This is a genomic window from uncultured Maribacter sp., assembly GCF_963977385.1.
In the GTDB taxonomy this organism is placed as follows: Bacteria; Bacteroidota; Bacteroidia; order Flavobacteriales; family Flavobacteriaceae; genus Maribacter.
Genome location: NZ_CAXBOU010000005.1, coordinates 1 through 24,052 on the forward strand (window position 1 = coordinate 1; position 24,052 = coordinate 24,052).

The following is a 24,052-nucleotide window of genomic DNA, read 5'->3' on the forward strand; positions in this document are numbered from 1 at the left end:
CAGGTAGAAAGGCAAACCTTTCTGATGATGTTTTCGCTATAGAGCCTAATGATCATGCGGTTTATTTGGATGTTAAACAATATTTAGCACATCAAAGACAAGGTACGCACAAGGCTAAAGAAAGAGCCGAAATTGCAGGAAGTACCAGAAAGATAAAAAAGCAAAAAGGTACGGGTACAGCAAGAGCTGGTAGTATTAAATCGCCAATCTTTAGAGGTGGTGGTAGAATATTCGGCCCTAGACCTAAGGATTATAGTCAAAAATTAAATAAGAATTTAAAAAGACTAGCTAGAAAATCTGCACTTACTTTGAAGTCAAAGGAAAATGCAATTATTGTAGTTGAGGATTTTGATTTTGACGCTCCAAAAACAAAAGATTTTATTGAAGTTTTAAAGACTTTTGGTCTTGAAAACAAAAAATCTTTAATAGTGTTGGGTGATTCAAATAAAGGTGTATATTTGTCTTCGCGTAATTTCAAAGGGTCTGAAGTTATAACTAACTCAGAATTAAGTACTTACAAAATTCTTAACGCTAACAGTCTAGTGTTGTTAGAAGGCTCTTTAGAAGGAATCGAATTGAATTTAAATAAACAATAATATCATGAGTGTGTTGATAAAACCAATTATAACGGAAAAGATGACTGCTGATAGCGAGTTGAATAACCGTTATGGATTCGTAGTTAACCCTAAGGCTAACAAATTGCAGATTAAAGATGCTATTGAGGCTACTTATGGTGTTTCAGTTAAGAAGGTTCGTACTATGAACTATGGTCCTTCTAGAAAATCCAGATATACAAAAACTGGTGTGCAGCATGGGAAAACAAATGCTATTAAAAAGGCAATTGTTGATGTTGTAGAAGGTGATATTATCGATTTTTACAGTAATCTATAAAGACAAGAAATGTCAGTTAGAAAATTAAAACCAATCACTCCAGGACAGCGTTTTAGAGTAGTAAATGGATTTGACGCCATTACTGCTGATAAGCCGGAGAAGAGCTTGCTTGCTCCGTTAAAAAAGTCCGGAGGTAGAAACAGTCAAGGAAAAATGACCATACGCCAAAAAGGTGGAGGTCATAAAAGAAGGTATCGTGTAATAGATTTTAAGAGAGATAAGCAAGATGTGCTTGCTACTGTTAAGTCTATAGAATATGATCCAAATAGAACAGCATTTATAGCTCTTTTAGAGTATGCTGATGGAGAGAAGCGTTATGTCGTTGCTCAAAACGGACTACAGGTTGATCAGCAAATATCTTCAGGTAGCGCAGTAGCTCCAGAAATTGGAAATGCTTTGCCTTTAAGTGAAATACCTTTAGGTACTATAATATCATGTATTGAGTTAAGACCGGGTCAAGGTGCTGTAATGGCAAGAAGTGCTGGTACATTCGCTCAGCTTATGGCAAAGGACGGTAAATTTGTTACTGTGAAAATGCCATCTGGTGAAACAAGATTAATTCTTTCTGGTTGTTTAGCTACGATAGGTGCTGTGTCAAATTCAGATCATCAGTTGTTGGTTTCTGGAAAAGCCGGTAGAAGTAGATGGTTAGGTAGAAGACCAAGAACTAGACCGGTAGCTATGAACCCTGTCGATCACCCAATGGGTGGTGGTGAAGGTAGAGCTTCTGGAGGTCATCCAAGATCGAGAAATGGAATACCTGCTAAAGGATTCAGAACTCGTTCTAAGACCAAGAGCACCAATAAGTATATAATAGAACGTAGAAAGAAATAAAAAAGTAGAAAGAAATGGCACGTTCACTAAAAAAAGGACCATACGTTCACTATAGCTTGGAAAAGAAAATCCAACAAAGTGTTTCATCCGGTAAGAAGTCGGTAATCAAAACTTGGTCAAGAGCATCTATGATAACTCCTGATTTTGTTGGGATGACTATAGCGGTTCATAACGGAAAACAATTTGTACCTGTTTTTGTAACAGAAAATATGGTAGGACATAAACTTGGGGAATTTTCACCAACTAGATCTTTTAGAGGTCATATAGGTGCGAAAAACAAAGGAAAAAAGTAAGCTATGGGAGTTCGTAAAAAACAGATGGCCGAAAGAATAAAGGCTGAGAAGAAGAAGGTAGCTTTCGCTAAGTTGAATAACTGTCCTACTTCACCTAGAAAAATGCGTTTGGTTGCTGATTTAATTCGTGGTGTACAAGTAGAGAAAGCTTTGGCTATTTTAAGGTTCAATCCTAAAGAAGCTTCTAGAAAGTTGGAAAAATTGTTACTATCTGCTTTGGCAAATTGGCAAGCAAAGAATGAAGAGGCAAGTTTAGAAGATGCTGATTTAGTTGTTGCTGAGATAAGAGTTGATGGTGGTGCAATGCTTAAGAGATTGCGTCCTGCTCCACAAGGAAGAGCGCATAGAATTAGAAAACGTTCAAACCACGTAACATTGGTTTTGGGGTCAAAAAATAATACAGAAAACTAGGATGGGACAGAAAACAAATCCAATAGGAAATCGTCTAGGAATCATTAGAGGTTGGGAATCTAACTGGTATGGTGGAAACGATTACGGAGATAAATTGGCTGAGGATGATAAAATACGTAAGTATATTCATGCCAGACTTTCTAAAGCTAGTGTTTCAAGAGTAATTATTGAGCGTACCTTAAAATTGATTACTGTTACAGTAACAACGGCTAGACCTGGTATTATTATCGGTAAAGGTGGTCAAGAGGTTGATAAATTGAAAGAAGAGTTGAAAAAAATCACCAATAAGGAGGTTCAGATCAACATCTTTGAAATAAAGAGACCTGAATTAGATGCAAATCTAGTTGCGGCAAGTGTTGCTCGTCAAATTGAGAGTAGAATTTCTTTTAGAAGAGCAATTAAAATGGCAATCGCTGCAGCAATGCGTATGAATGCTGAGGGTATTAAGATTCAAATCTCTGGTAGATTGAATGGAGCTGAAATGGCACGTTCAGAATCTTATAAAGATGGTAGAATTCCATTATCAACTTTTAGGGCTGATATTGATTATGCCTTACAAGAAGCTCAAACAACATATGGTAAACTTGGTATTAAAGTTTGGATTATGAAAGGTGAGGTTTATGGTAAAAGAGATTTATCTCCATTAGTAGGTATGCAAAAAGATTCCTCTAAAGGTGGTAAGCAAGAAGGTGGAAGAAAACAACGTCGTAGAAAGTAATTTTTTAAAGAACTAAAGTAATGTTACAACCGAAAAGAACGAAGTTCCGTAAGATGCAGAAAGGCCGTATGAAAGGTCTAGCTGGAAGAGGACACCAACTTTCAAATGGTATGTTCGGTATAAAGAATGTTGATGGTGCTACATTTTTGACTTCACGCCAAATAGAAGCTGCTCGTATTGCTGCTACTAGGTTTATGAAAAGAGAAGGTCAATTGTGGATCAAAATATTTCCGGATAAGCCGATAACCAAAAAGCCTTTAGAGGTACGTATGGGTAAAGGTAAGGGTGCACCTGAATATTTTGTTGCTGTGGTTAAGCCAGGTAGAATTATGTTCGAAGTGGCTGGAGTTCCAATGGAAGTAGCAAAAGAGGCTTTAAGATTAGCTGCGCAAAAACTTCCTGTTAAAACAAAATTTATTGTAGCTCGAGATTACGAGGTAGCAAATTAAACGTAAGTAACGATGAAAAAACAAGAGATTAAAGAAATGTCTGTAGAAGGACTTACGGAGAAATTGGCCGAGTACAAGAAGCAACATGGAGATTTGAAAATGGCACATTTTGTAACTCCGTTAGAAAATCCACTTCAGATTAGAAAAGTAAGGAGAACAGTCGCAAAATTAGCTACTGAATTAACTAATAGGGAAAACCAATAATTGGTTGTGCTTTATGGAAAAAAGAAACTTAAGAAAAGAGAGAGTAGGAGTAGTCACTAGTGATAAAATGGAGAAATCTATTGTAGTTGCTGAAGTGAAAAGAGTAAAGCATCCTATGTACGGTAAATTCGTTTTGAAGACAAAGAAATATGTTGCACATGACGAAAAAAACGATTGCAATATTGGTGATACAGTGAAAATCATGGAGACTCGTCCTATGAGTAAAACCAAGTGTTGGAGATTAGTAGAAATCTTAGAAAGAGCTAAATAAGTTATGTTACAGCAAGAATCGAGATTAAAGGTAGCGGATAACACAGGAGCAAAGGAAGTTTTAACTATCCGTGTTCTAGGTGGTACTAAAAGAAGATATGCTTCAATAGGTGACAAAATTGTTGTTACTGTTAAAGAAGCTACTCCTAACGGAGGTATCAAAAAAGGAGCGGTGTCAACTGCTGTTGTAGTTCGTACAAAGAAAGAGGTAAGAAGACCTGATGGGTCTTATATCAGATTTGATGATAACGCTTGTGTTTTATTGAATCCTGCCGGAGAAATGAGAGGGACTCGTGTTTTTGGACCTGTTGCAAGAGAGCTTAGGGATAAGCAATTCATGAAGATTGTATCATTGGCCCCAGAGGTATTATAATATAACGGACAAGATGAAAAAATTGAAAATAAAAACAGGAGATACGGTAAGAATTATCGCTGGTGACCATAAGGGAACTGAAGGTAAGGTTATGCGTGTTAATCTTGAGAAAAATAAAGCTATTGTTGAGGGAGCCAATATGGTGTCTAAGCATGAGAAACCAAGTGCTAAAAATCCTCAAGGTGGTATTGTAAAAAAAGAAGCTTTAATCCATATATCTAATTTGGCTCTAATCGACAGTAAATCTGGAGATGTAACTAGAGTTGGTTATGATGTAAAGGATGGTAAAAAAGTTAGGGTTTCCAAAAAATCCAATGAAGTAATTTAGTTATGGCATACATTACAAGATTAAAGAAAGAATATAAGGAGCGAATAGTAGCTGCCCTTACCGAAGAATTTGGTTACAGTAATGTAATGCAGGTTCCTAAGTTAGAAAAAATAGTAATGAGTAGAGGTGTTGGTGCTGCTGTTGCAGACAAAAAGCTTATTGATCATGCATTGGATGAAATGACAATGATTACAGGTCAAAAAGCTGTTCCAACATTATCTAAAAAAGATGTTGCTGCCTTTAAGTTAAGAAAAGGTATGCCAATTGGTGCAAAGGTTACACTTAGAGGTGAACGTATGTATGAATTTTTAGATCGTTTAGTTACTTCTGCTTTACCACGTGTTCGTGATTTTCAAGGAATTAAGGCCACTGGTTTTGACGGCCGAGGAAATTATAATTTAGGTATAACAGAACAAATTATTTTCCCAGAAGTTAATATTGATAAAATCAATAGAATTAACGGTATGGATATTACTTTTGTAACCTCTGCGGAAACTGACAAGGAAGCAAAATCTTTATTAACTGAATTAGGATTACCTTTTAAAAAGAATTAGTATGGCTAAGGAATCAATGAAAGCCCGTGAGAGAAAAAGGGAAAGAACTGTAGCAATTTATGCTGAAAGGAGAAAGGCTTTGAAAGAAGCTGGAGACTATGAAGCATTACAAAGATTGCCTAAAAACGCATCTCCTGTACGTTTACATAACAGATGTAAGCTGACTGGAAGACCTAAAGGTTACATGAGAACTTTTGGTATCTCTAGGGTTACTTTTAGAGAAATGGCAAATGCTGGGTTAATACCTGGTGTTAGAAAAGCTAGTTGGTAAAAAATTGAATTATTAATGGTTTCAGGTTTAGCATTAAAGTTAAAAACCGTCACCGAATTATATATAAATGGTAACAGATACTATAGCAGATTACCTAACGAGAGTTAGAAACGCGAGTAGCGCGGGACACAGGGTTGTTGAAATTCCTGCGTCTAATCTAAAAAAGGAAATAACTAAAATATTATTCGATCAAGGATATATCTTAAGTTATAAATTTGAAGACAATAAGATTCAAGGAGCTATCAAGATAGCTTTGAAATATGACAAAATCACTAAAGAGCCTGTCATTAAAAAAATTCAGCGTATAAGTAAGCCTGGTCTTAGAAAATATGCTGGTAGTGAAGATTTACCACGTGTATTGAATGGTTTGGGTATTGCTATTGTTTCGACATCTCATGGTGTTATGACAAGTAAGCAAGCAAAGTTGGAAAATGTTGGTGGTGAAGTTTTGTGCTACGTTTATTAATTGATTAAAGATTTAGAAGATGTCTAGAATAGGTAATAATCCAATCGCAATTCCTGAGGGAGTTACAGTTGAAATCAATGATAATATCATTTCTGTAAAAGGAAAGTTAGGAGAGTTGACTCAAGAGTTTTCTGGTGTAGCGATTAAAATTGAAGATGAACAGGCTTGGGTAACAAGACCATCTGATTCTAAAGAGCATAAAGCAAAACACGGTTTATATAGGTCTCTTATTGTAAACATGGTAGAAGGTGTTTCAAAAGGATGGACTAAAGAATTGGAATTGGTTGGTGTTGGTTATAGAGCTAGTAATCAAGGTCAAAAACTTGATTTAGCCTTAGGCTTTTCTCATAATATTGTTTTGAATTTAGCCTCTGAGGTTAAAGTAGAGACTATTTCTGAAAAAGGTAAGAATCCTGTAATTAAGCTTACATCTCATGACAAACAATTAGTTGGTCAGATTGCTGCAAAAATTAGAGCATTCCGTAGACCTGAACCTTACAAAGGAAAAGGTATTAAGTTTGTAGGTGAAATATTAAGAAGAAAAGCTGGTAAATCAGCTTAATATAAGTGTATTATGGGATTAACAAAGACACAACGAAAAATTAGAATCCGACGTAGAATCCGTAAGGTTTCTTCTGGAACTGCAGCTAGACCTAGGTTATCTGTTTTCAGAAGTAATAGTGAAATATACGCGCAAGTAATAGATGACGTTAATGGAGTTACTTTAGTATCTGCTTCTTCAAGAGATAAGGATATTGCAAAAGTAAAGGGAAATAAAACAGAGATTGCTGCTTTGGTTGGTAAAACGATTGCTGAAAAATCTGTAAAAGCAGGTTTGGATAAAGTTGCTTTTGATAGAGGTGGTAATTTGTATCACGGAAGAGTAAAATCTTTGGCAGATGGTGCAAGAGAAGCAGGATTAAAATTCTAATAAACTAGTATGTTCCAAAAATATAAAAACGTAGAAACTGTTAAACCAGGCGGTTTAGATTTAAAAGATAAATTAGTTGGCATTCAACGTGTAACTAAGGTAACAAAAGGTGGTAGAGCATTTGGTTTTTCTGCTATTGTTGTTGTTGGTGATGAAAACGGAGTTGTAGGTCATGGTTTAGGTAAATCTAAAGAAGTTGCTACTGCAATTGCTAAGGCTATTGAAGACGGTAAGAAGAATTTAGTTCGTATACCTTTGAATAAAGGTACTTTGCCACATGAGCAAAAAGGTAAATTTGGTGGTGCAAGAGTTTATATTCAACCTGCATCTCATGGTACTGGTGTTATTGCTGGTGGTGCTGTTAGGTCGGTATTAGAATCTGTAGGAGTTCAAGATGTACTCTCTAAATCTCAAGGTTCATCAAATCCACATAATGTTGTAAAAGCTACTTTTGATGCTCTATTACAACTTAGGGATGCAAAGACAATTGCAACACAAAGAGGTGTTTCTTTAGAAAAAGTATTTAAAGGCTAAGCGTAGAATTATGGCAAAGATTAAAGTAACACAATTAAAAAGTGGAATTAAGAAACCTCAAAATCAAAAAAGGACTTTAGAGGCTCTTGGTTTAAAAAGAATTGGACAGGTAGTTGAACATGATGATACGCCTAACATTCTTGGAATGATAAATAAAGTTAAACATTTAGTTTCCACAGAGGAGGCTTAAAGATAGAATATAATGGGTTTACATAGTCTACAGCCTGCAGAAGGTTCAGTGAATAGAGACGGAAAACGTCTTGGAAGAGGTCAAGGTTCTGGAAAAGGAGGAACAGCTGCAAGAGGTCATAAAGGAGCAAAATCAAGATCTGGTTATTCTAAGAAAATTGGTTTCGAAGGTGGTCAAATGCCTTTACAACGTCGTGTACCTAAATTTGGTTTTACTAACATTAATCGTAAAGATTATCAAGGTATCAATTTAGAGAAGTTGCAAGAACTTGTTGATAATAAAATTGTAACCAATGAAGTGTCTTTAGATATTTTAATTGAAAACGGTTTAGTTGGAAAAAACGAATTAGTGAAAATTTTAGGTAATGGTGAATTAAAGACACCACTAAAGATTTCAGTACATAAGTTTACAGTTTCTGCCAAAGCAGCTATTGAGGCAGCAGGTGGTGAGGCAATAAGTTTGTAAGAATAAACGAGAGCATGAAGAATTTTATTGATACAATATCCAATATTTGGAAGATAGAAGAACTAAGAAATAGAATTCTTATTACGTTGGGTCTATTGTTGGTTTATCGTTTTGGTTGTCAAATCGTACTTCCAGGTATAGATTCAACACAATTGGGTGGATTGACAGATAGTACTGACCAGGGTATTTTTGGTCTTTTAAATGCATTTACAGGAGGAGCGTTTGCTAACGCTTCTGTTTTTGCTTTAGGTATTATGCCTTATATATCTGCATCTATTGTTGTGCAGTTGATGGGTATTGCAATTCCATATCTTCAGAAATTGCAGAAAGAAGGTGAGAGTGGTCGTAAGACAATTAATCAAATTACTAGATGGTTGACTATCGGTATTTGTATAGTTCAGGCTCCTGCTTATTTGTACGGTTTAGAAGCTTTTGGTGTTAGGGATAGTGCATTTCTATTAGGTAAAGGTTTAGACTTTATGGTTCCTGCTGTTATTATATTAGTAACAGGTACTGTGTTTGCAATGTGGCTTGGTGAAAAAATAACCGATAAGGGTATTGGTAACGGTATTTCCTTATTAATTATGATTGGTATCATAGCGACTATGCCACAATCTTTTGTTCAAGAATTTATTTCAAGAACAACTGATAATAATGGTGGTCTAATGTTCATATTAATTGAAGTCATCATTTGGTTCTTGGTTATATTGGCTTGTATTCTATTAGTCATGGCTACAAGACAAATACCAGTACAGTACGCACGTCGTACTGCTTCTGGTGGATATGAGAAGAACATAATGGGTTCAAGACAATACATTCCTTTAAAATTAAATGCTTCTGGAGTAATGCCAATAATATTTGCACAGGCTATAATGTTTGTTCCAGGTTTGATAGGTAGTGCTTTCGATGATACTGCATTTGGACAATGGATGCAAGTACAGTTTAGTGATATATTTGGATGGGCTTATAATTTATTATTTGCCATATTGATTATCATCTTTACATATTTTTATACTGCTATTACAGTTCCTACCAATAAAATGGCGGATGACTTAAAAAGAAGTGGTGGATTTATACCGGGAATACGTCCTGGGAAAGAAACTGGAGATTATTTAGATAAGATTATGTCTTTAATAACGCTACCTGGATCATTTTTCTTAGCTTTGCTGGCTATTTTACCGGCTGTAGTAGTTAAGTTAATGGATGTTCAAGCAGGTTGGGCTTTATTTTACGGAGGTACATCTCTATTAATTATGGTAGGTGTGGCCATTGATACAGTACAACAAGTGAATTCATATTTGTTGAATAGACATTATGACGGTTTAATGAAAACCGGTAAAAATAGAAAAGTAGCATAATTTATGGCTAAGCAGGCAGCAATAGAACAAGATGGATCTATCATAGAAGCATTATCAAATGCAATGTTTCGGGTAGAATTGGAGAATGGGCATGTAGTAACAGCGCATATTTCAGGTAAGATGCGTATGCACTATATTAAACTATTACCTGGTGATAAGGTTAAATTGGAAATGAGTCCGTATGACCTTACGAAAGCAAGAATTACATATAGATACTAAGATACAAGATGAAAGTAAGAGCATCAGTTAAGAAAAGAAGCGCCGACTGCAAGATTGTTCGCAGAAAAGGCAGGTTGTACGTAATCAACAAAAAGAATCCTAGATTTAAACAAAGACAAGGGTAATTATGGCAAGAATCGCAGGTATTGATATACCAAAACAAAAGAGAGGCGTGATCGCCTTAACCTACATTTTTGGAATTGGAAGAAGTAGGTCACAGGAAATTTTGAGTAAAGCCCAAGTTAGTGAGGATACTAAGGTTTCTGATTGGAATGATGATGAAATTGGTCGTATAAGGGAAGCTGTTTCTAGTTTCGTAATCGAAGGTGAATTACGTTCTGAAACTCAGTTGAACATTAAGCGTTTAATGGATATTGGTTGTTATAGAGGAATTCGTCATAGATCAGGTTTACCTTTAAGAGGTCAACGTACTAAGAATAACTCTAGAACAAGAAAAGGAAAGCGTAAAACAGTTGCCAACAAGAAAAAAGCAACTAAATAATAATTAGGTATGGCAAAGGCAAGTACTAAAGTTACCAAGAAACGTAAAGTTATAGTTGACTCAGTTGGTGAGGCGCACATTAGTGCTTCTTTCAATAACATCATTATCTCTTTGACAAATAAAAAAGGAGATGTGATTTCTTGGTCATCTGCTGGTAAATTAGGTTTTAGAGGATCTAAAAAAAATACACCTTATGCTGCTCAAGTAGCTGCAGAAGACTGTTCTAAAGTTGCTCACGAAGCAGGGTTAAGAAAAGTTAAGGTATATGTAAAAGGACCTGGAAATGGTAGAGAGTCTGCAATTAGATCTTTACATAATGCAGGAATTGAAGTGACAGAAATTATTGACGTTACTCCTATGCCTCACAACGGTTGTAGACCTCCTAAAAGAAGAAGAGTTTAATTAATTACTAATATTTCACCGAAAGTGTAGTTACGATTATCGAAGGATAAGCCTTAATTCATAATCTCACTTTCAAATTTAAAGAAAATGGCAAGATATACAGGACCAAAATCAAAGATTGCTCGTAAATTTGGCGAGGCAATTTTCGGAGACGATAAGTCTTTCGAAAAGAAAAATTACCCTCCAGGGCAACACGGAAATAACAGAAGAAGAGGTAAAAAATCTGAATATTCTGTTCAATTGATGGAGAAGCAAAAAGCTAAATATACTTATGGTATTTTAGAAAAGCAATTCAGAAACTTATTCCAAACAGCAAAAAGAAAAGAAGGTGTTGCTGGTGAAATTTTACTTCAACTTTGTGAATCACGTTTAGATAATGTAGTTTATAGAATGGGAATATCTCCTACTAGAAGCGGTGCTAGACAATTAGTATCTCACAGACATATAACAGTTAATGGCGAATTGGTAAACATACCATCGTATTCATTAAAAGCTGGTGATGTAGTTGGTGTTAGAGAAAAATCAAAATCACTTCAAAGTATACAAGATTCATTAACTGCAAGTAGTGCCGTTTATGAGTGGATTTCTTGGAATAATGAAAAGAAGGAAGGTACTTATGTTTCTATTCCTGAAAGATTACAGATTCCAGAAAATATCAAAGAACAATTAATCGTGGAGTTATACTCTAAATAAACAACACTGATCCAATTATGGCATTATTTAATTTTCAGAAACCCGATAAAGTAATAATGATCGATTCCTCTGATTTCGAAGGGAAGTTTGAATTTCGCCCTTTGGAACCTGGTTATGGATTAACTGTTGGGAATGCATTAAGACGTGTATTACTTTCTTCATTGGAAGGTCATGCTATAACGTCTGTAAGGATAGATAAAGTAGAGCATGAATTCTCTGTAATTTCTGGCGTTGTAGAAGATGTAACAGAGATTATATTGAACTTGAAACAAGTTCGTTTCAAAAAGCAAATTGAAGACTCTGAAGCTGAAGTTGTTTCTATTTCAGTAAGCGGTAAAAATCAATTAACTGCTGGTGACTTTCAGAAATTCATTTCTGGATATCAAGTATTGAATCCTGATTTAGTGATTTGTAATATGGATGCTAAAGTTAGCATCAATATGGAAATTACTATTGAAAAAGGAAGAGGTTATGTGCCTGCGGAAGAGAATAAAAAGTCTGGAGCTCCATTAGGAACAATAGCAATCGATTCTATATTTACTCCTATTAAAAATGTAAAATATAGTATTGAAAACTTTCGTGTAGAGCAAAAGACCGATTACGAAAAATTGGTTTTTGAGATTTCTTCAGATGGTTCAATTCATCCTAAAGATGCTTTAACTGAAGCGGCTAAAGTTCTTATTCATCACTTTATGCTTTTCTCTGATGAGCGTATTACTTTAGAGGCTGATGAAATAGCTCAAACTGAGACTTACGATGAGGAGTCTTTGCACATGAGACAATTATTGAAAACTAAATTAGTAGATATGGACCTTTCTGTTCGTGCTCTAAACTGTTTAAAAGCAGCTGAAGTTGATACTTTAGGTGATTTAGTTTCTTTTAATAAGAATGACTTAATGAAGTTTAGAAACTTCGGTAAAAAATCTTTAACGGAATTAGAAGAACTTGTTATTAACAAGGGATTGAGTTTCGGAATGGATTTATCAAAATATAAATTAGATAAGGATTAAATAATCATATTTTGCTCCTCGTTCTAACGGGTTTGGTAGCAAGATGATAAAACTTTAAAATGAGACACGGTAAAAAAATTAATCATTTAGGTAGAAAAACTGCACATAGAAAGGCAATGTTGGCCAATATGGCATGTTCTTTAATTGAGCACAAACGAATCAACACTACTGTTGCTAAAGCAAAAGCTTTGAAGCAATTTATTGAGCCATTGATTACAAAATCAAAAGCTGAAAATAATGTAAGTGCTGAAAAGGGAACGCACAATAGACGTATAGTTTTTAGAAATCTACGTGATAAATATGCAGTAACCGAATTATTCAGTGTAGTGTCTGAAAAGATTGCTGATAGACCAGGAGGTTATACTAGAATTATTAAATTGGGTAATCGTTTAGGGGATAATGCTGATATGGCAATGATAGAATTGGTTGATTTCAACGAATTGTACAATGCTGGTAAGCAGCCAAAGAAAAAATCTACAAGACGTAGTAGAAGATCTGGTGGTAGTGAAGCTGAATCTGTTTCTGAAGTAAAAGAAACTAAAGTGTCAGAAGAATCTAAGCCTGAAGCTGAAGCACAAACTGATAATGAAGTAAAGGCAGATGATTCTAAGGAATAAATTGTCAATAAATAATTATAATGTAAAAGGATAAGCTTTCTAGCTTATCCTTTTTTTATGTTTTTTTGTGAACGAATAAATTTTAGAATAGAATGAAATATCAAGCAAAGAGAAGAGCATTAATTTTACTTGCCGATGGAACAATTTTTCATGGTAAATCAGTAGGCGACAAAGAAGGGACTGCTTTTGGTGAAGTTTGTTTTAATACTGGTATGACAGGTTATCAAGAGATATTCACCGATCCATCATATTTTGGACAAATAATGGTAACTACTAATGCACATATAGGTAATTATGGTGTTAACAAAGAGGAAGTTGAATCTGAGTCAATCAAAATTTCAGGTTTGGTTTGTAGAAATTTTAGTTACGAATATTCTAGACCAGTAGCAGATGGCAGTTTGCAAGATTTCTTGAATGAGAATGAACTTTTTGCGATTTCTGATGTTGATACAAGGGCATTGGTAGGTTATATTAGGGATAATGGGGCTATGAACGCGGTTATATCTACTGATGTTGATAACATAGATGATTTAAAGAAACAACTAAGTGAGGTACCTAGTATGGAAGGGCTTGAATTGGCTTCTAAGGTTTCAACTAAAGAAGCTTATTATATAGGAGATGAAAATGCCACCTATAAAATAGCAGCACTAGATATCGGAATAAAAAAGAATATTCTACGTAACCTTATAAAACGTGGAGCTTATGTTAAGGTATTTCCTTACAATACAAGTTTTGAGGAGATGTCTTCGTGGAATCCAGATGCATACTTTATTTCTAACGGACCTGGTGACCCTGAGCCATTATTAGATGCAATTGCTGCCGCAAAGAAAATTATTCAAACAGATAAACCATTATTTGGAATTTGTTTAGGTCATCAAGTATTAGCATTGGCTAATGGTGTATCCACTTATAAAATGCATAATGGTCACAGGGGTATTAATCATCCGATATTGAATCTATTAACGGGCAAAGGAGAAATAACTTCTCAAAATCATGGATTTGCTATAAATAGGGAGGAAACTGAGGCTAATGACAATTTAGAGATTACTCATGTTCATCTTAATGATAAAACCGTAGCTGGTATTCGTATGAAGAATAAAGATGTGTTTTCTGTTCAATATCATCCAGAGGCTAGTCCTGGGCCACATGATGCCGATTATCTTTTCGACGATTTTTTTAAATTAATTGAGAAAAGTTCAAAACATAACGAAATAGTTTAAATAAACATTAATTAATAGGCAATTGTAGAGGTGAAACAAACTTGGTAAAACCTTGGTTTTGTATCTTTACTTTTAATTTATCAACGAATAAAAATAATATATGAGTATCATATTAAACGTTCACGCAAGGCAAATATTAGATTCAAGAGGAAATCCAACAGTTGAAGTAGATGTAGTGACTGAAAATGGAGTGATGGGTAGAGCAGCGGTTCCTTCGGGAGCTTCCACTGGTGAACATGAAGCGGTTGAACTTCGAGACGGAGGAAAAGCGTACATGGGTAAAGGCGTAAGCAAGGCTGTCGATAACGTAAACAGTATTATTGCAGAAGAGATTTTAGGAATGAATGTATTTGACCAAAATCTTTTGGATCAAACTATGATTGATTTAGATGGTACTCCTAATAAATCTAAATTGGGTGCTAATGCTATTCTTGGAGTTTCTTTAGCTGCTGCAAAAGCTGCTGCAAATGAATTAGGCCTTTCTTTATTTAGATATATTGGTGGTGTTAGTGCAAATACACTTCCGGTACCAATGATGAATATTATTAATGGAGGTTCACATTCGGATGCTCCGATTGCTTTTCAAGAATTTATGGTTATGCCTGTTAAGGCTAAAAGCTTTTCCCATGCAATGCAAATGGGGACTGAAATCTTCCATAATCTTAAAAAAGTATTACATGATCGTGGTCTTAGTACGGCGGTAGGTGATGAAGGTGGATTTGCTCCTAACTTAGCAGGTGGTACTGAAGATGCTTTAGATACTATTGCCGTTGCAGTTAAAAATGCGGGTTATACTTTGGGTGATGATGTAATGATTGCTTTAGATTGTGCAGCAGCAGAATTTTTTGTTGATGGAAAATATGATTATACTAAATTTGAGGGTGCAAGCGGTGTAATTAGATCATCGGAAGAACAAGCTCAATACTTAGCAGATTTAAGTGCTAAATATCCAATTATATCTATTGAAGATGGAATGGATGAGAATGATTGGGACGGATGGAAATCATTAACTGATAAAATTGGAGATAAAGTTCAATTGGTAGGGGATGATTTATTTGTTACTAATGTTGAGCGTTTAGCTACAGGAATTGAAAGAGGTATTGCAAATTCAATTTTGATTAAGGTAAATCAAATAGGGACCTTGACTGAAACTATAGCAGCAGTGAACATGGCTAAAAATGCTGGGTATACTTCAGTTATGTCTCATCGTTCGGGAGAAACAGAAGATAATACGATTGCAGATTTAGCAGTTGCATTAAACACTGGTCAGATAAAGACCGGTTCTGCTTCAAGATCAGATAGAATGGCAAAATATAATCAACTACTTCGTATTGAAGAGGAATTGGGGAGTACAGCATATTATCCTCAAGAAAAAGCCTTTAAAATAAAGTAATTTGCATAATATTTACATGATTTAAGCCTTTCCTTTTGGAAAGGCTTTTTTTTTTGGCGCAATCCAAAACTTTAACTATCTTTTGAGAATAATCCAATAATAACCCCCCTTTGTTAGCGTATGAATAACTTTCTTTTTGTTTCAGCGGAGAATGATGCCATCCCTGATTGTAAGGCTGGTGGAATGGGTGATGTAGTTAGAGATGTGCCAAGGGAAATTTCAAAACGTGGTGATAGAGCTCATGTAGTTGTACCTGCATATTCTAGATTGCATAAAAATGGAATATTTAAAACTAAATTAGAGTTTAGTCTCAGAGGTATGCCTTACACGGCAGAATTATATGAAGTTATACCTAAAAAGGTAGATGCTAATATCACTCATTATGTTATTCATCATCCTGAGATTCTTGAAGGTGGAATTGCGCATATATATCATGACGATCCAACAGAACCTTTCTTTAATGATTTTATAAAATTTATAATTTTCTGTACAGCTACAGCCGAAGCTATAAAAATAGGTGCTTTTGGAGATTTAGATATTGTCCATATGCATGATTGGCATGCTGCGGCACTATTATTCATAAAGAAGTATCATCCAAATTACCAAGACTTGAAGAAGATGCGGTATGTGTATAGTATTCATAATTTAGCAATTCAAGGTATTCGACCATTTTATAATAATCACGCTTCTGTTAATAATTGGTTTCCTGAAGTGCAGTTAGATCATAAAGCCTTAATGGATTATCGTTATCAAGATTGTATAAACTTAATGGCTGTCGGTATTAGATTAGCAGATGCTGTTCATACAGTATCCCCTTCTTATAAAGAAGATGTTCTTTTACCGAGTAGAAGACCTGAGTTTATTGGAGGAGAAAGTTTAGAAATCGATTTGCAAAAAGCTGATAATGAAGGTAGGCTTTTTGGTATTCTCAACGCTAGTAATTATGGTAACATTAGAGTCGCTGAAAAAGGTTTATTGTATAGAAATACTGTAAAGGCTTTATTCAGATGGCTTCAAGATACTTCAAAAAAATATAAAGCAGATTTTCTAGCTCATACTGGTGAGAAAATTATGCAGTATGTGGGTAATAGGCCCAAATTTATAGTGTCTAGTGTGGCAAGATTAACTGAACAAAAATTTTATTTTTTAAAGCGTTCGCCCGAAGCTTTTGAGAAAATGCTTGCTCGTTTAAATGAAATTGAAGGTATTTTTATGCTTTTAGGAACGGGTGATCCAGATTACGAAGATTTTTTTCGCGATATGAGTTATAAGCATAAGAATTTTGTTTTCACCAATGGACAGTCTGAAGATTTGATAGATTCAATGTATTTGGAGACAGATTTGTATTTTATGCCAAGTTTATTTGAGCCTTGTGGAATAAGTCAAATGTTAGCCATGAGAAATGGCAACCCATGTTTAGTTCATCACACAGGCGGGCTAAAAGATACTGTGGATCATATGAAGACTGGGTTTGCGTTTAAAGGGGATACCTACGATGAGCAAATAAGTAATATGGTAAAGAGTTTTGATGAAGCCTTAACCATATGGGAAAAGGATAAACCTACTTGGAAAAAGATTCAAGCAAATGCTAAAAAGGCCCGTTTTACTTGGGATAAATCTTTAGATGAATACTATAAATCATTATATCTGTTGTAAGTGATGTAGTTGATAGATGTTATTGTTAATTTTAGCCCAAACAGAATTTTGAAATTGTTAAAACAAACCTGTTTTGTTAACTTTACGAGAAGTATTAAAAAGTAAAAATTAAAAATGTCAGATAAAGCTATTTTAGAATATAATGGTGTAAAATATGAGTTTCCTGTAATAAAGGGAACCGAAGATGAACTTGCAATTGATATAAAATCTTTGCGTTCAGTTACCAAAGGAATTATTACTATAGATCCAGGTTTTAAAAATACTGGTTCTTGTGAAAGTGCCATTACTTTCTTGGACGGTGAGAAAGGAATTTTACGATACCGAGGATATTCTATTGAGGAGTTGGCTGAAAAAGCAGATTTCTTAGAAGTAGCTTATTTATTGATTTTTGGGAATTTGCCAAATGATACTGAACTTGCAAAATTTCATAAAGACATTAAAGATGAGTCTCATGTAGATGAAGAGATGAAAAAGATTTTGGATGGTTTTCCAAAGTCAGCACATCCAATGGGCGTATTATCTTCTTTAACAAGTGCATTAATAGCATTTAACCCATCAACAGTAGATGTTAGTTCTGATGAGGCTATGTACCATGCAATTGTGCGTATTCTAGCAAAATTTCCAGTTCTAGTAGCTTGGACTTTGCGTAAAAAGAAAGGTCTTCCTTTAGATTATGGCGATGATAGTTTAGGATATGTAGAGAACATTCATAAAATGATGTTTAAGCGTCCTAATCAAGATTATAAAAAGAATAAAGTTGTTATAGATGCTTTAGATAAACTGTTGATTTTACATGCTGACCACGAACAAAACTGTTCTACAAGTACAGTACGTATTGTTGGTTCTTCTCATGCTGGTTTATTTGCTTCATTATCTGCAGGGATTTCTGCACTTTGGGGTCCACTTCATGGTGGTGCAAACCAAGCTGTATTAGAGATGTTAGAAGCTATCGAAGCTGATGGAGGTGATACGAAGAAGTACATGGCAAAAGCTAAGGATAAATCTGATCCGTTCAGGTTAATGGGCTTTGGTCATAGAGTTTATAAAAACTTTGATCCACGTGCTAAAATAATTAAAAAAGCTGCTGATGAAGTGTTAGCAGATTTGGGAATAGATGATCCAATTTTAGAAATTGCAAAAGGATTAGAAAAAGAAGCACTTGAAGATCAGTATTTTGTAGATAGAAAACTATACCCAAATGTTGATTTTTATTCAGGTATTATTTATAGAGCTTTAGGTATACCAACAGAAATGTTTACGGTTATGTTCGCTTTAGGAAGATTGCCAGGATGGATTGCACAGTGGAGAGAAATGAGATTGAACGGCGAACCTATTGGTAGACCAAGACAAGTTTATATTGGAGAAAAATTAAGATCTTTTGTCGAACTTGACAAGAGGTAGATTGCTACCGATAATAAAAAAAACAAAAAGCTCTTTTAATTTTTAAAGGGGCTTTTTTTTATGCCATTTTTTAAATCATATATACAAAGCCATATGTTACAATTAAATATTAATGATGAGATTTCACGTTTAAAGGCGGTTGTTTTGGGTATAGCTAGAAGTTCTGGTCCAACACCAACAATTGAAGAAGCCTATGATCCAAAGTCTTTAGAACATATTAAGGCGGGTACTTACCCTATTGAAAGTGATATGATCGCTGAAATGGAAGCATTTAGAGAGGTTTTTGAGAAATATGATGTTAAGGTCTTTAGACCTGAAGTTCTGGAGAACTGTAATCAAATATTTACAAGAGATATTGCTTTTGTAATTGAGGATAAATTAATTAAGGCAAATATACTACCTGATCGTGAACAGGAAGTAGAGGCAATTTTACATGTACTCGATAAAATTGACGATGATAATATTCTACAGCCACCGGCAAATGTACACGTAGAGGGTGGAGATGTTATGCCATGGAACGATTATATTTTTGTGGGAACTTATACCGCACCAGATTATTCTTCTTATATAACTGCGCGAACAAATAAAGCAGCAGTAGAGTATTTAAAAAAACAATTTCCACATAAGACGGTTAAGTCTTTTGAACTAAGAAAATCTAATACCGTTGCTCAGGATAACGCTTTACATTTAGACTGTTGTTTTCAACCTTTAGGTAAAGGAAAAGCCATCTTGCACAAGAACGGATTTTTGGTAGAAGAAGAATATCAATGGTTGGTAGATTTTTTCGGGAAGGAAAATGTTTTTGAAATTGATGCCCAAGAAATGTATCATATGTTCAGTAATGTATTTTCTATTTCCCCAGATGTTGTTGTTTCTGAACGTAATTTTACGCGACTTAATAATTGGTTGCGCGAGCAAGGTTTTACTGTAGAAGAAATTCCGTACGCAGAGATATCTAAACAGGAGGGACTATTACGCTGTAGTACTTTACCGCTCATAAGAGCATAGTTTAAAAATAAATAAAAAGAGAAATTTAATTGTCACCCCTATATGCAAATAACAAATACAATACTCATGATTCGTCCGGTGTCGTTTAGAATGAACGAACAGACCGCTGTCAATAACTACTTTATGGAAGATATTGATATGAAGAATCAAGAAATTAATCAAAAAGCTCAAGAAGAGTTTGATGCCTTTGTATCCACCTTAAAAAATAAAGGAGTTAATGTTATTGTTGTTGAAGATACAAAGGAGCCTGATACTCCGGACAGTATTTTTCCAAATAACTGGATATCATTTCACTCGAACGGAACGGTAGGTGTCTACCCTATGTTTGCCGAAAATAGAAGAAATGAACGTAGGGAAGATATATTCGATACTTTAGAACAGAACGGTTTCAAAATTAATGATGTCATTGATTATACTTCTGCTGAAGGTGAAGGGCTGTTTCTTGAAGGCACAGGGAGTATTTTAATAGATAGGGTGAACAAAAAAGCATATTGTGCGCTATCTCAACGTGCAGATGAAGATTTATTTATTGAGTTTTGTGAAGATTTTGATTTCTTTCCAGTAATTTTCACGGCTAACCAATCTGTTGATGGTAAAAGGTTGCCTATTTATCATACCAACGTAATGATGGCTTTGGCTGAAAATTTTGTAGTGATCTGTACAGATTCCATTGATGATAAGAAAGAAAGGAAGAATGTTCTAGACCATCTTAAGAACGATGGTAAGGAAATAATATCGATTACTGAAAAGCAAATGCATCATTTCGCAGGTAATATGTTACAGGTTTTAGGTAGTGAAGGCCATAAGTATATGGTGATGAGTACGGCAGCTTATAATAGCCTGACACCTCAACAGATTTCACAAATAGAGAAACATTGTCCAATTCTTCATAGTTCTCTCCATACTATAGAAACATGTGGTGGTGGAAGTGCAAGATGTATGATGGCAGAGGTGTTTCTTCCAAAAGTCTAGATTGAAAAGTGCATCTTAAAGGAGTAAATAATTTTATTGGATTAAAATAAGTGTAAAGCTTTCTTTATCTTCATAAGCCGTTGATTTTGATAACGGTATTTTAATGAACTAGAATGAAGCTTAAAACTTGGTATATTTTTTTCATAATTAGTGGTATAACTGTATGGCTTGCTTTAGCTAACATACCTGAAGTGTCGGAATATAAACTAGCCGAAAATAAGAAATCCGAAGTAAAGGAATCTGAAGAGGCTTATGACAGAATGATGGATGTTCTTACCCATCAGCGATGTATGAATTGTCATCCTAACGATAATATTCCTAAACAAGGCAATGACCGACATCCCCATTATTTTGGTATGAAAAGGGGTGAAAACGACAAGGGATTTCAGGCAACAAATTGTAATACGTGTCATAAATCTGAAAATAATAAATATTCAGGTGTACCGGGCGCGCCTCATTGGGCTTTAGCACCAGCTTCAATGGGTTGGGAAGGACTCACTAGAGTTCAAATTGCTGAACGACTTTTAGATAAAAGTGCAAATGGAGGTAGAAGTTTTGATGAGCTTGTGAAGCATATGACTGAAGATGATTTGGTGCTGTGGGCGTGGACACCCGGTGTAGATGCAAATGGAAAAAAGCGCGAGCTTCCACCGGTATCAAAAGAAGAATTCAAAAAAGCTGTGGAATATTGGTTCGATAACGGAGCGGTTATTCCAGCTAAATAATTTATACTTTATGGAAATTTCCTTTACGGTCAACGATGTTTTACAAACGGTTAATGTAGAAGATGAGAATACGCCTTTGCTTTGGGTTATAAGGGATATTCTTGATCTAAAAGGTACAAAGTTTGGCTGTGGTAAAGCTGCATGCGGCGCATGCACGTTACATGTAGATGGTGAAGCAGTTCGTTCTTGTTCTTATGCAGTAAAATTTGCTCAAGATAAAAAGGTGACTACTATTGAAGGGTTGGGTAATCGTGAAAATCCTCACCCGGTTCAATTGGCCTGGGTTGAAGAAGTAGTACCACAATGTGGGTATTGTCAACCTGGTTTTATGATGGCGACTGCTGCTCTTCTTAATAAAGTGTCCAACCCGACCGATGAAGATATCGATAATAATATCATAAATGTTTGTAGGTGTGGCACGTACTATCGAATGCGTAAAGCAATCCATAGAGCAGCAAAATTACAGGAGGAAAATGAGTCTAACTTATCAAAAAATATATAATTAATGGATGATAAGGGAAGGACTTCAAAGAGAGTTTCTAGACGTAAATTTTTGGTTAAAGGTGGTTTAGGCACCGTGGGTGTTTTAGCAATCGGAACTTATATTTTCAGAAATAGTATTCGTAGAGAGATATTGGGAACAGTTAACAGTTTAGAGCTACCCTATACCGACAACACCGATAAGCCAATGATTTGGTTTGAAGTGACTTCTCAAAATAATATTCTGCTATATTCTCCTAAAGTAGAAATGGGCCAGGGTACTTTTACTGGTTTAGCTCAAATGGCCGCTGATGAGCTTTCTATTTCAATGAATCAGATTCAGGTAGTGCATGCAGCATCGTCAACAGGAAATGTTGATAGTTTTGCTACAGGTGGCAGTACCTCTATATCGGGTCTGTGGCAACCACTTAGGGAGCTTGCAGCAATGTTACGTGAAATGCTTTTGGCAGAAGCTTCTCGTAAAATGGATGTTTCTATAAAACAACTTACTATTGAAGATGGTGTCATTTCAGGTAATGGAAAATCATTGACATATGCACAAACAACAGAGGGAGTTGATGAGTGGGAAGTGCCAGAAAAACCTTTATTAAAAGATTTAAAAGAATACAAATTTGTTGGAAAACCCATTGCAAGAGTAGATTTAGCAGCTAAAGTCTATGGCGACCCCATTTTTGGAATGGATGCACATATGCCAGATATGTTATATGGTGCAGTAGTGAGACCTAATAAAATAGGATCAATTTTTGTAAGTGCCGAAACCAAGGCTGCCGAAAATATGCCTGGCGTTGTAAAAATTATTGTTGAGGAAGATTTTGTAGGGGTAGTCGCTAATACAATGCTTGAAGCGGATAATGCGAAAGAAGCCATTATCGTTACTTGGGACAGTTTAGAAGATATAAATACGGAGGTAATCGTTAAGATGATGACCGTAGGTAATGGAAAGTCTACTATCATTCAAAAAAATGGAGATGCAATTAATAATGAAAAAGTTATAAGTACTATAGAGTTTAGAACACCAATAGGGGCACACGCACAAATTGAACCTAATGGCGTTGTCGCTTTTGTGGACGAAGATAGTGCAACTATAAAAATATCTACACAAGTTGTTGGTATCACTAGAAAAGAAGTAGCTAAGCGTTTAGGTTTAGATATTGAAAAAGTAAATGTGATACCTACTTATTTAGGTGGAGGATTCGGGCGAAGATTACATACACCACATGCAGTGCAGGCTGCAGTAATGTCTAAAGCGGTAGGGAAACCGGTAAAATATTTTTTTACAAGAAAAGAAGAATTTCAGCATGATATGTTTCGGCCGCCAACACATCATGTAATTAAGGGAAATCTTGGTACTGATGGATTATTAGAAGGATTAGAGCATGACTTTGTAAGTGGAGATGTTGGTAATAATTCTGCACTCATTCCCGGATTTCTACCTCCAATAATAGGGGCAGATATTGGTGCTATAAGAGGTGGTTTTATACAATATACTAAGGTCCCGAATTATAGGGCTGTTTATTGGCATGTAGATTTACCTTTCGCTACCAGTTGGTGGCGAAGTCTGGGCCTATTGGCTAATACCTTTGCTATGGAAAGTTTCATTGATGAAATGGCTCTGAAGGCAAATAAAAATGCGGTTGATTTTAGAATTCAGCAGATCGGTGATGATGCCATTGGTGTTCGCTTAAAAAATGTGATAAAAGCTGCTGCTGAAAAAGCAAATTATTCAGAAGAAATTGTTGATGGTCGTGCCATGGGGTTTGCGGCTTCCATAGATGCAAATACACCATGTGCCCAAGTAGCTGAGGTTTCTATTGTTGATAATGAGATTGTAGTACACAAAGTAACTGTTTCTTTAGATCCGGGTTTAGCCGTTAATCCTGATCAAATACGAGCACAATGCGAAGGTTGTGTAATCATGGGGATGAGTGCAGTGCTTTATGAACAAATGTATGTGGAAAATGGTGAATTAATGCCGACAATATATGGTCCTTATCAAATGGCACTGATGAAAAATGCACCTAAAGAAATAGATGTGGTTTTGCTCCAAGGTAAAGATACGCCTGGTGCAGTAGGCGAACCTCCTTTAGGGCCAATTGGCGCAGCAATAGCAAATGCCGTTAGGCGACTAACAGGAGAAAGGTTAACAGAACTACCTCTAAAAATTCCTAAAGCTGTTTAGAGCGGTCTTGTTAT

The 24,052-nt window shown here is 35.3% G+C and carries 36 protein-coding genes; all 36 read left to right on the forward strand.

Annotation, left to right across the window (positions count from 1 at the left end; all coding sequences use genetic code 11):
* Positions 1-596 (forward strand): 50S ribosomal protein L4 (gene rplD, locus AAC084_RS07370; protein ID WP_339838950.1); only part of this gene is annotated, 596 nt, incomplete at its 5' end.
* A gap of 4 nt (positions 597-600) precedes the next feature.
* Positions 601-891: a 50S ribosomal protein L23 gene (gene rplW, locus AAC084_RS07375; protein ID WP_339838952.1), complete on the forward strand. Its 291-nt coding sequence runs from the start codon at positions 601-603 to the stop codon at positions 889-891.
* A gap of 9 nt (positions 892-900) precedes the next feature.
* A complete protein-coding gene (gene rplB, locus AAC084_RS07380; protein ID WP_339838955.1) occupies positions 901-1,725 on the forward strand; it encodes a 50S ribosomal protein L2 in 825 nt (274 codons plus the stop codon).
* Between the two features lie 14 nt (positions 1,726-1,739).
* Positions 1,740-2,018: a 30S ribosomal protein S19 gene (rpsS, locus tag AAC084_RS07385; protein ID WP_339838958.1), complete on the forward strand. Its 279-nt coding sequence runs from the start codon at positions 1,740-1,742 to the stop codon at positions 2,016-2,018.
* Between the two features lie 3 nt (positions 2,019-2,021).
* Positions 2,022-2,429, forward strand: a complete 408-nt coding sequence (gene rplV, locus AAC084_RS07390) for a 50S ribosomal protein L22 (protein WP_068483647.1) — start codon at positions 2,022-2,024, stop codon at positions 2,427-2,429.
* Position 2,430: 1 nt separating this feature from the next.
* Positions 2,431-3,147, forward strand: a complete 717-nt coding sequence (gene rpsC / locus AAC084_RS07395) for a 30S ribosomal protein S3 (RefSeq protein ID WP_027064823.1) — start codon at positions 2,431-2,433, stop codon at positions 3,145-3,147.
* Between the two features lie 20 nt (positions 3,148-3,167).
* Positions 3,168-3,596 carry a 50S ribosomal protein L16 gene (gene rplP, locus AAC084_RS07400; RefSeq protein WP_079510391.1) on the forward strand — a complete coding sequence of 143 codons (429 nt, stop codon included), beginning with the start codon at positions 3,168-3,170 and terminating at the stop codon, positions 3,594-3,596.
* A gap of 12 nt (positions 3,597-3,608) precedes the next feature.
* Positions 3,609-3,800 carry a 50S ribosomal protein L29 gene (rpmC, locus tag AAC084_RS07405; RefSeq protein ID WP_339838962.1) on the forward strand — a complete coding sequence of 64 codons (192 nt, stop codon included), beginning with the start codon at positions 3,609-3,611 and terminating at the stop codon, positions 3,798-3,800.
* Positions 3,801-3,813: 13 nt separating this feature from the next.
* Positions 3,814-4,071 carry a 30S ribosomal protein S17 gene (gene rpsQ / locus AAC084_RS07410; RefSeq protein ID WP_079510393.1) on the forward strand — a complete coding sequence of 86 codons (258 nt, stop codon included), beginning with the start codon at positions 3,814-3,816 and terminating at the stop codon, positions 4,069-4,071.
* Positions 4,072-4,074: 3 nt separating this feature from the next.
* A complete protein-coding gene (gene rplN, locus AAC084_RS07415) occupies positions 4,075-4,443 on the forward strand; it encodes a 50S ribosomal protein L14 (protein ID WP_027064819.1) in 369 nt (122 codons plus the stop codon).
* A 13-nt stretch (positions 4,444-4,456) separates the two neighbouring features.
* A complete protein-coding gene (gene rplX / locus AAC084_RS07420; RefSeq protein WP_339838964.1) occupies positions 4,457-4,771 on the forward strand; it encodes a 50S ribosomal protein L24 in 315 nt (104 codons plus the stop codon).
* Positions 4,772-4,773: 2 nt separating this feature from the next.
* On the forward strand, positions 4,774-5,325 hold the full coding sequence (gene rplE, locus AAC084_RS07425) for a 50S ribosomal protein L5 (protein WP_339838966.1): 552 nt from the start codon (positions 4,774-4,776) through the stop codon (positions 5,323-5,325).
* Between the two features lies 1 nt (position 5,326).
* The gene (gene rpsN / locus AAC084_RS07430; protein WP_079510396.1) at positions 5,327-5,596 is read left to right on the forward strand and encodes a 30S ribosomal protein S14; all 270 of its coding nucleotides are present in this window, start codon (positions 5,327-5,329) and stop codon (positions 5,594-5,596) included.
* A 67-nt stretch (positions 5,597-5,663) separates the two neighbouring features.
* Complete coding sequence (gene rpsH, locus AAC084_RS07435; protein ID WP_339838968.1) at positions 5,664-6,062, forward strand: 30S ribosomal protein S8; 399 nt, start codon at positions 5,664-5,666, stop codon at positions 6,060-6,062.
* A 19-nt stretch (positions 6,063-6,081) separates the two neighbouring features.
* Positions 6,082-6,624 (forward strand): 50S ribosomal protein L6, encoded by a 543-nt coding sequence (gene rplF / locus AAC084_RS07440; protein ID WP_079510398.1) that lies wholly within the window; start codon positions 6,082-6,084, stop codon positions 6,622-6,624.
* Positions 6,625-6,636: 12 nt separating this feature from the next.
* On the forward strand, positions 6,637-6,993 hold the full coding sequence (rplR, locus tag AAC084_RS07445) for a 50S ribosomal protein L18 (protein ID WP_079510399.1): 357 nt from the start codon (positions 6,637-6,639) through the stop codon (positions 6,991-6,993).
* 9 nt (positions 6,994-7,002) lie between these two features.
* Complete coding sequence (gene rpsE / locus AAC084_RS07450; protein WP_027064812.1) at positions 7,003-7,527, forward strand: 30S ribosomal protein S5; 525 nt, start codon at positions 7,003-7,005, stop codon at positions 7,525-7,527.
* 10 nt (positions 7,528-7,537) lie between these two features.
* A complete protein-coding gene (gene rpmD, locus AAC084_RS07455) occupies positions 7,538-7,717 on the forward strand; it encodes a 50S ribosomal protein L30 (RefSeq protein ID WP_036152161.1) in 180 nt (59 codons plus the stop codon).
* Between the two features lie 12 nt (positions 7,718-7,729).
* Positions 7,730-8,182, forward strand: coding sequence for a 50S ribosomal protein L15 (rplO, locus tag AAC084_RS07460; RefSeq protein ID WP_339838972.1), 453 nt, complete (start codon positions 7,730-7,732; stop codon positions 8,180-8,182).
* A 14-nt stretch (positions 8,183-8,196) separates the two neighbouring features.
* Entirely contained in the window at positions 8,197-9,540 is a 1,344-nt protein-coding gene (gene secY, locus AAC084_RS07465) for a preprotein translocase subunit SecY (RefSeq protein ID WP_339838974.1), read from the forward strand.
* Positions 9,541-9,543: 3 nt separating this feature from the next.
* Complete coding sequence (gene infA, locus AAC084_RS07470) at positions 9,544-9,759, forward strand: translation initiation factor IF-1 (protein WP_013305172.1); 216 nt, start codon at positions 9,544-9,546, stop codon at positions 9,757-9,759.
* Between the two features lie 8 nt (positions 9,760-9,767).
* Positions 9,768-9,884 (forward strand): type B 50S ribosomal protein L36, encoded by a 117-nt coding sequence (gene ykgO / locus AAC084_RS07475; protein WP_013305171.1) that lies wholly within the window; start codon positions 9,768-9,770, stop codon positions 9,882-9,884.
* Positions 9,885-9,886: 2 nt separating this feature from the next.
* A complete protein-coding gene (rpsM, locus tag AAC084_RS07480; protein ID WP_339838977.1) occupies positions 9,887-10,261 on the forward strand; it encodes a 30S ribosomal protein S13 in 375 nt (124 codons plus the stop codon).
* A gap of 9 nt (positions 10,262-10,270) precedes the next feature.
* Entirely contained in the window at positions 10,271-10,663 is a 393-nt protein-coding gene (gene rpsK / locus AAC084_RS07485) for a 30S ribosomal protein S11 (protein ID WP_027064807.1), read from the forward strand.
* An 87-nt stretch (positions 10,664-10,750) separates the two neighbouring features.
* Complete coding sequence (rpsD, locus tag AAC084_RS07490; RefSeq protein ID WP_339838980.1) at positions 10,751-11,356, forward strand: 30S ribosomal protein S4; 606 nt, start codon at positions 10,751-10,753, stop codon at positions 11,354-11,356.
* A 17-nt stretch (positions 11,357-11,373) separates the two neighbouring features.
* Complete coding sequence (locus AAC084_RS07495) at positions 11,374-12,366, forward strand: DNA-directed RNA polymerase subunit alpha (RefSeq protein WP_339838983.1); 993 nt, start codon at positions 11,374-11,376, stop codon at positions 12,364-12,366.
* A 59-nt stretch (positions 12,367-12,425) separates the two neighbouring features.
* A complete protein-coding gene (gene rplQ, locus AAC084_RS07500) occupies positions 12,426-12,983 on the forward strand; it encodes a 50S ribosomal protein L17 (RefSeq protein WP_339838986.1) in 558 nt (185 codons plus the stop codon).
* 92 nt (positions 12,984-13,075) lie between these two features.
* Positions 13,076-14,203, forward strand: a complete 1,128-nt coding sequence (carA, locus tag AAC084_RS07505; RefSeq protein ID WP_339838988.1) for a glutamine-hydrolyzing carbamoyl-phosphate synthase small subunit — start codon at positions 13,076-13,078, stop codon at positions 14,201-14,203.
* 100 nt (positions 14,204-14,303) lie between these two features.
* Positions 14,304-15,596 (forward strand): phosphopyruvate hydratase, encoded by a 1,293-nt coding sequence (gene eno / locus AAC084_RS07510; protein ID WP_339838991.1) that lies wholly within the window; start codon positions 14,304-14,306, stop codon positions 15,594-15,596.
* 120 nt (positions 15,597-15,716) lie between these two features.
* On the forward strand, positions 15,717-17,252 hold the full coding sequence (locus tag AAC084_RS07515; protein ID WP_339838993.1) for a glycogen/starch synthase: 1,536 nt from the start codon (positions 15,717-15,719) through the stop codon (positions 17,250-17,252).
* Between the two features lie 114 nt (positions 17,253-17,366).
* Positions 17,367-18,653 (forward strand): citrate synthase, encoded by a 1,287-nt coding sequence (locus AAC084_RS07520; RefSeq protein ID WP_339838996.1) that lies wholly within the window; start codon positions 17,367-17,369, stop codon positions 18,651-18,653.
* A 93-nt stretch (positions 18,654-18,746) separates the two neighbouring features.
* On the forward strand, positions 18,747-19,661 hold the full coding sequence (locus AAC084_RS07525; RefSeq protein ID WP_339838999.1) for an arginine deiminase family protein: 915 nt from the start codon (positions 18,747-18,749) through the stop codon (positions 19,659-19,661).
* Between the two features lie 42 nt (positions 19,662-19,703).
* On the forward strand, positions 19,704-20,633 hold the full coding sequence (locus AAC084_RS07530) for an arginine deiminase-related protein (RefSeq protein ID WP_339839002.1): 930 nt from the start codon (positions 19,704-19,706) through the stop codon (positions 20,631-20,633).
* Between the two features lie 113 nt (positions 20,634-20,746).
* Positions 20,747-21,358, forward strand: coding sequence for a hypothetical protein (locus tag AAC084_RS07535; protein ID WP_339839004.1), 612 nt, complete (start codon positions 20,747-20,749; stop codon positions 21,356-21,358).
* 10 nt (positions 21,359-21,368) lie between these two features.
* Positions 21,369-21,860 (forward strand): (2Fe-2S)-binding protein, encoded by a 492-nt coding sequence (locus tag AAC084_RS07540; RefSeq protein WP_339839007.1) that lies wholly within the window; start codon positions 21,369-21,371, stop codon positions 21,858-21,860.
* A gap of 3 nt (positions 21,861-21,863) precedes the next feature.
* Positions 21,864-24,038: a molybdopterin cofactor-binding domain-containing protein gene (locus AAC084_RS07545; protein ID WP_339839010.1), complete on the forward strand. Its 2,175-nt coding sequence runs from the start codon at positions 21,864-21,866 to the stop codon at positions 24,036-24,038.
* Positions 24,039-24,052: the final 14 nt, after the last annotated feature.

Coding starts and splice junctions, on each gene's coding strand:
- rplW (WP_339838952.1), top strand. CDS start 601: ATGAGTGTGTTGATAAAACCAATTATAACGGAAAAGATGACTGCTGAT.
- rplB (WP_339838955.1), top strand. CDS start 901: ATGTCAGTTAGAAAATTAAAACCAATCACTCCAGGACAGCGTTTTAGA.
- rpsS (WP_339838958.1), top strand. CDS start 1,740: ATGGCACGTTCACTAAAAAAAGGACCATACGTTCACTATAGCTTGGAA.
- rplV (WP_068483647.1), top strand. CDS start 2,022: ATGGGAGTTCGTAAAAAACAGATGGCCGAAAGAATAAAGGCTGAGAAG.
- rpsC (WP_027064823.1), top strand. CDS start 2,431: ATGGGACAGAAAACAAATCCAATAGGAAATCGTCTAGGAATCATTAGA.
- rplP (WP_079510391.1), top strand. CDS start 3,168: ATGTTACAACCGAAAAGAACGAAGTTCCGTAAGATGCAGAAAGGCCGT.
- rpmC (WP_339838962.1), top strand. CDS start 3,609: ATGAAAAAACAAGAGATTAAAGAAATGTCTGTAGAAGGACTTACGGAG.
- rpsQ (WP_079510393.1), top strand. CDS start 3,814: ATGGAAAAAAGAAACTTAAGAAAAGAGAGAGTAGGAGTAGTCACTAGT.
- rplN (WP_027064819.1), top strand. CDS start 4,075: ATGTTACAGCAAGAATCGAGATTAAAGGTAGCGGATAACACAGGAGCA.
- rplX (WP_339838964.1), top strand. CDS start 4,457: ATGAAAAAATTGAAAATAAAAACAGGAGATACGGTAAGAATTATCGCT.
- rplE (WP_339838966.1), top strand. CDS start 4,774: ATGGCATACATTACAAGATTAAAGAAAGAATATAAGGAGCGAATAGTA.
- rpsN (WP_079510396.1), top strand. CDS start 5,327: ATGGCTAAGGAATCAATGAAAGCCCGTGAGAGAAAAAGGGAAAGAACT.
- rpsH (WP_339838968.1), top strand. CDS start 5,664: ATGGTAACAGATACTATAGCAGATTACCTAACGAGAGTTAGAAACGCG.
- rplF (WP_079510398.1), top strand. CDS start 6,082: ATGTCTAGAATAGGTAATAATCCAATCGCAATTCCTGAGGGAGTTACA.
- rplR (WP_079510399.1), top strand. CDS start 6,637: ATGGGATTAACAAAGACACAACGAAAAATTAGAATCCGACGTAGAATC.
- rpsE (WP_027064812.1), top strand. CDS start 7,003: ATGTTCCAAAAATATAAAAACGTAGAAACTGTTAAACCAGGCGGTTTA.
- rpmD (WP_036152161.1), top strand. CDS start 7,538: ATGGCAAAGATTAAAGTAACACAATTAAAAAGTGGAATTAAGAAACCT.
- rplO (WP_339838972.1), top strand. CDS start 7,730: ATGGGTTTACATAGTCTACAGCCTGCAGAAGGTTCAGTGAATAGAGAC.
- secY (WP_339838974.1), top strand. CDS start 8,197: ATGAAGAATTTTATTGATACAATATCCAATATTTGGAAGATAGAAGAA.
- infA (WP_013305172.1), top strand. CDS start 9,544: ATGGCTAAGCAGGCAGCAATAGAACAAGATGGATCTATCATAGAAGCA.
- ykgO (WP_013305171.1), top strand. CDS start 9,768: ATGAAAGTAAGAGCATCAGTTAAGAAAAGAAGCGCCGACTGCAAGATT.
- rpsM (WP_339838977.1), top strand. CDS start 9,887: ATGGCAAGAATCGCAGGTATTGATATACCAAAACAAAAGAGAGGCGTG.
- rpsK (WP_027064807.1), top strand. CDS start 10,271: ATGGCAAAGGCAAGTACTAAAGTTACCAAGAAACGTAAAGTTATAGTT.
- rpsD (WP_339838980.1), top strand. CDS start 10,751: ATGGCAAGATATACAGGACCAAAATCAAAGATTGCTCGTAAATTTGGC.
- AAC084_RS07495 (WP_339838983.1), top strand. CDS start 11,374: ATGGCATTATTTAATTTTCAGAAACCCGATAAAGTAATAATGATCGAT.
- rplQ (WP_339838986.1), top strand. CDS start 12,426: ATGAGACACGGTAAAAAAATTAATCATTTAGGTAGAAAAACTGCACAT.
- carA (WP_339838988.1), top strand. CDS start 13,076: ATGAAATATCAAGCAAAGAGAAGAGCATTAATTTTACTTGCCGATGGA.
- eno (WP_339838991.1), top strand. CDS start 14,304: ATGAGTATCATATTAAACGTTCACGCAAGGCAAATATTAGATTCAAGA.
- AAC084_RS07515 (WP_339838993.1), top strand. CDS start 15,717: ATGAATAACTTTCTTTTTGTTTCAGCGGAGAATGATGCCATCCCTGAT.
- AAC084_RS07520 (WP_339838996.1), top strand. CDS start 17,367: ATGTCAGATAAAGCTATTTTAGAATATAATGGTGTAAAATATGAGTTT.
- AAC084_RS07525 (WP_339838999.1), top strand. CDS start 18,747: ATGTTACAATTAAATATTAATGATGAGATTTCACGTTTAAAGGCGGTT.
- AAC084_RS07530 (WP_339839002.1), top strand. CDS start 19,704: ATGCAAATAACAAATACAATACTCATGATTCGTCCGGTGTCGTTTAGA.
- AAC084_RS07535 (WP_339839004.1), top strand. CDS start 20,747: ATGAAGCTTAAAACTTGGTATATTTTTTTCATAATTAGTGGTATAACT.
- AAC084_RS07540 (WP_339839007.1), top strand. CDS start 21,369: ATGGAAATTTCCTTTACGGTCAACGATGTTTTACAAACGGTTAATGTA.
- AAC084_RS07545 (WP_339839010.1), top strand. CDS start 21,864: ATGGATGATAAGGGAAGGACTTCAAAGAGAGTTTCTAGACGTAAATTT.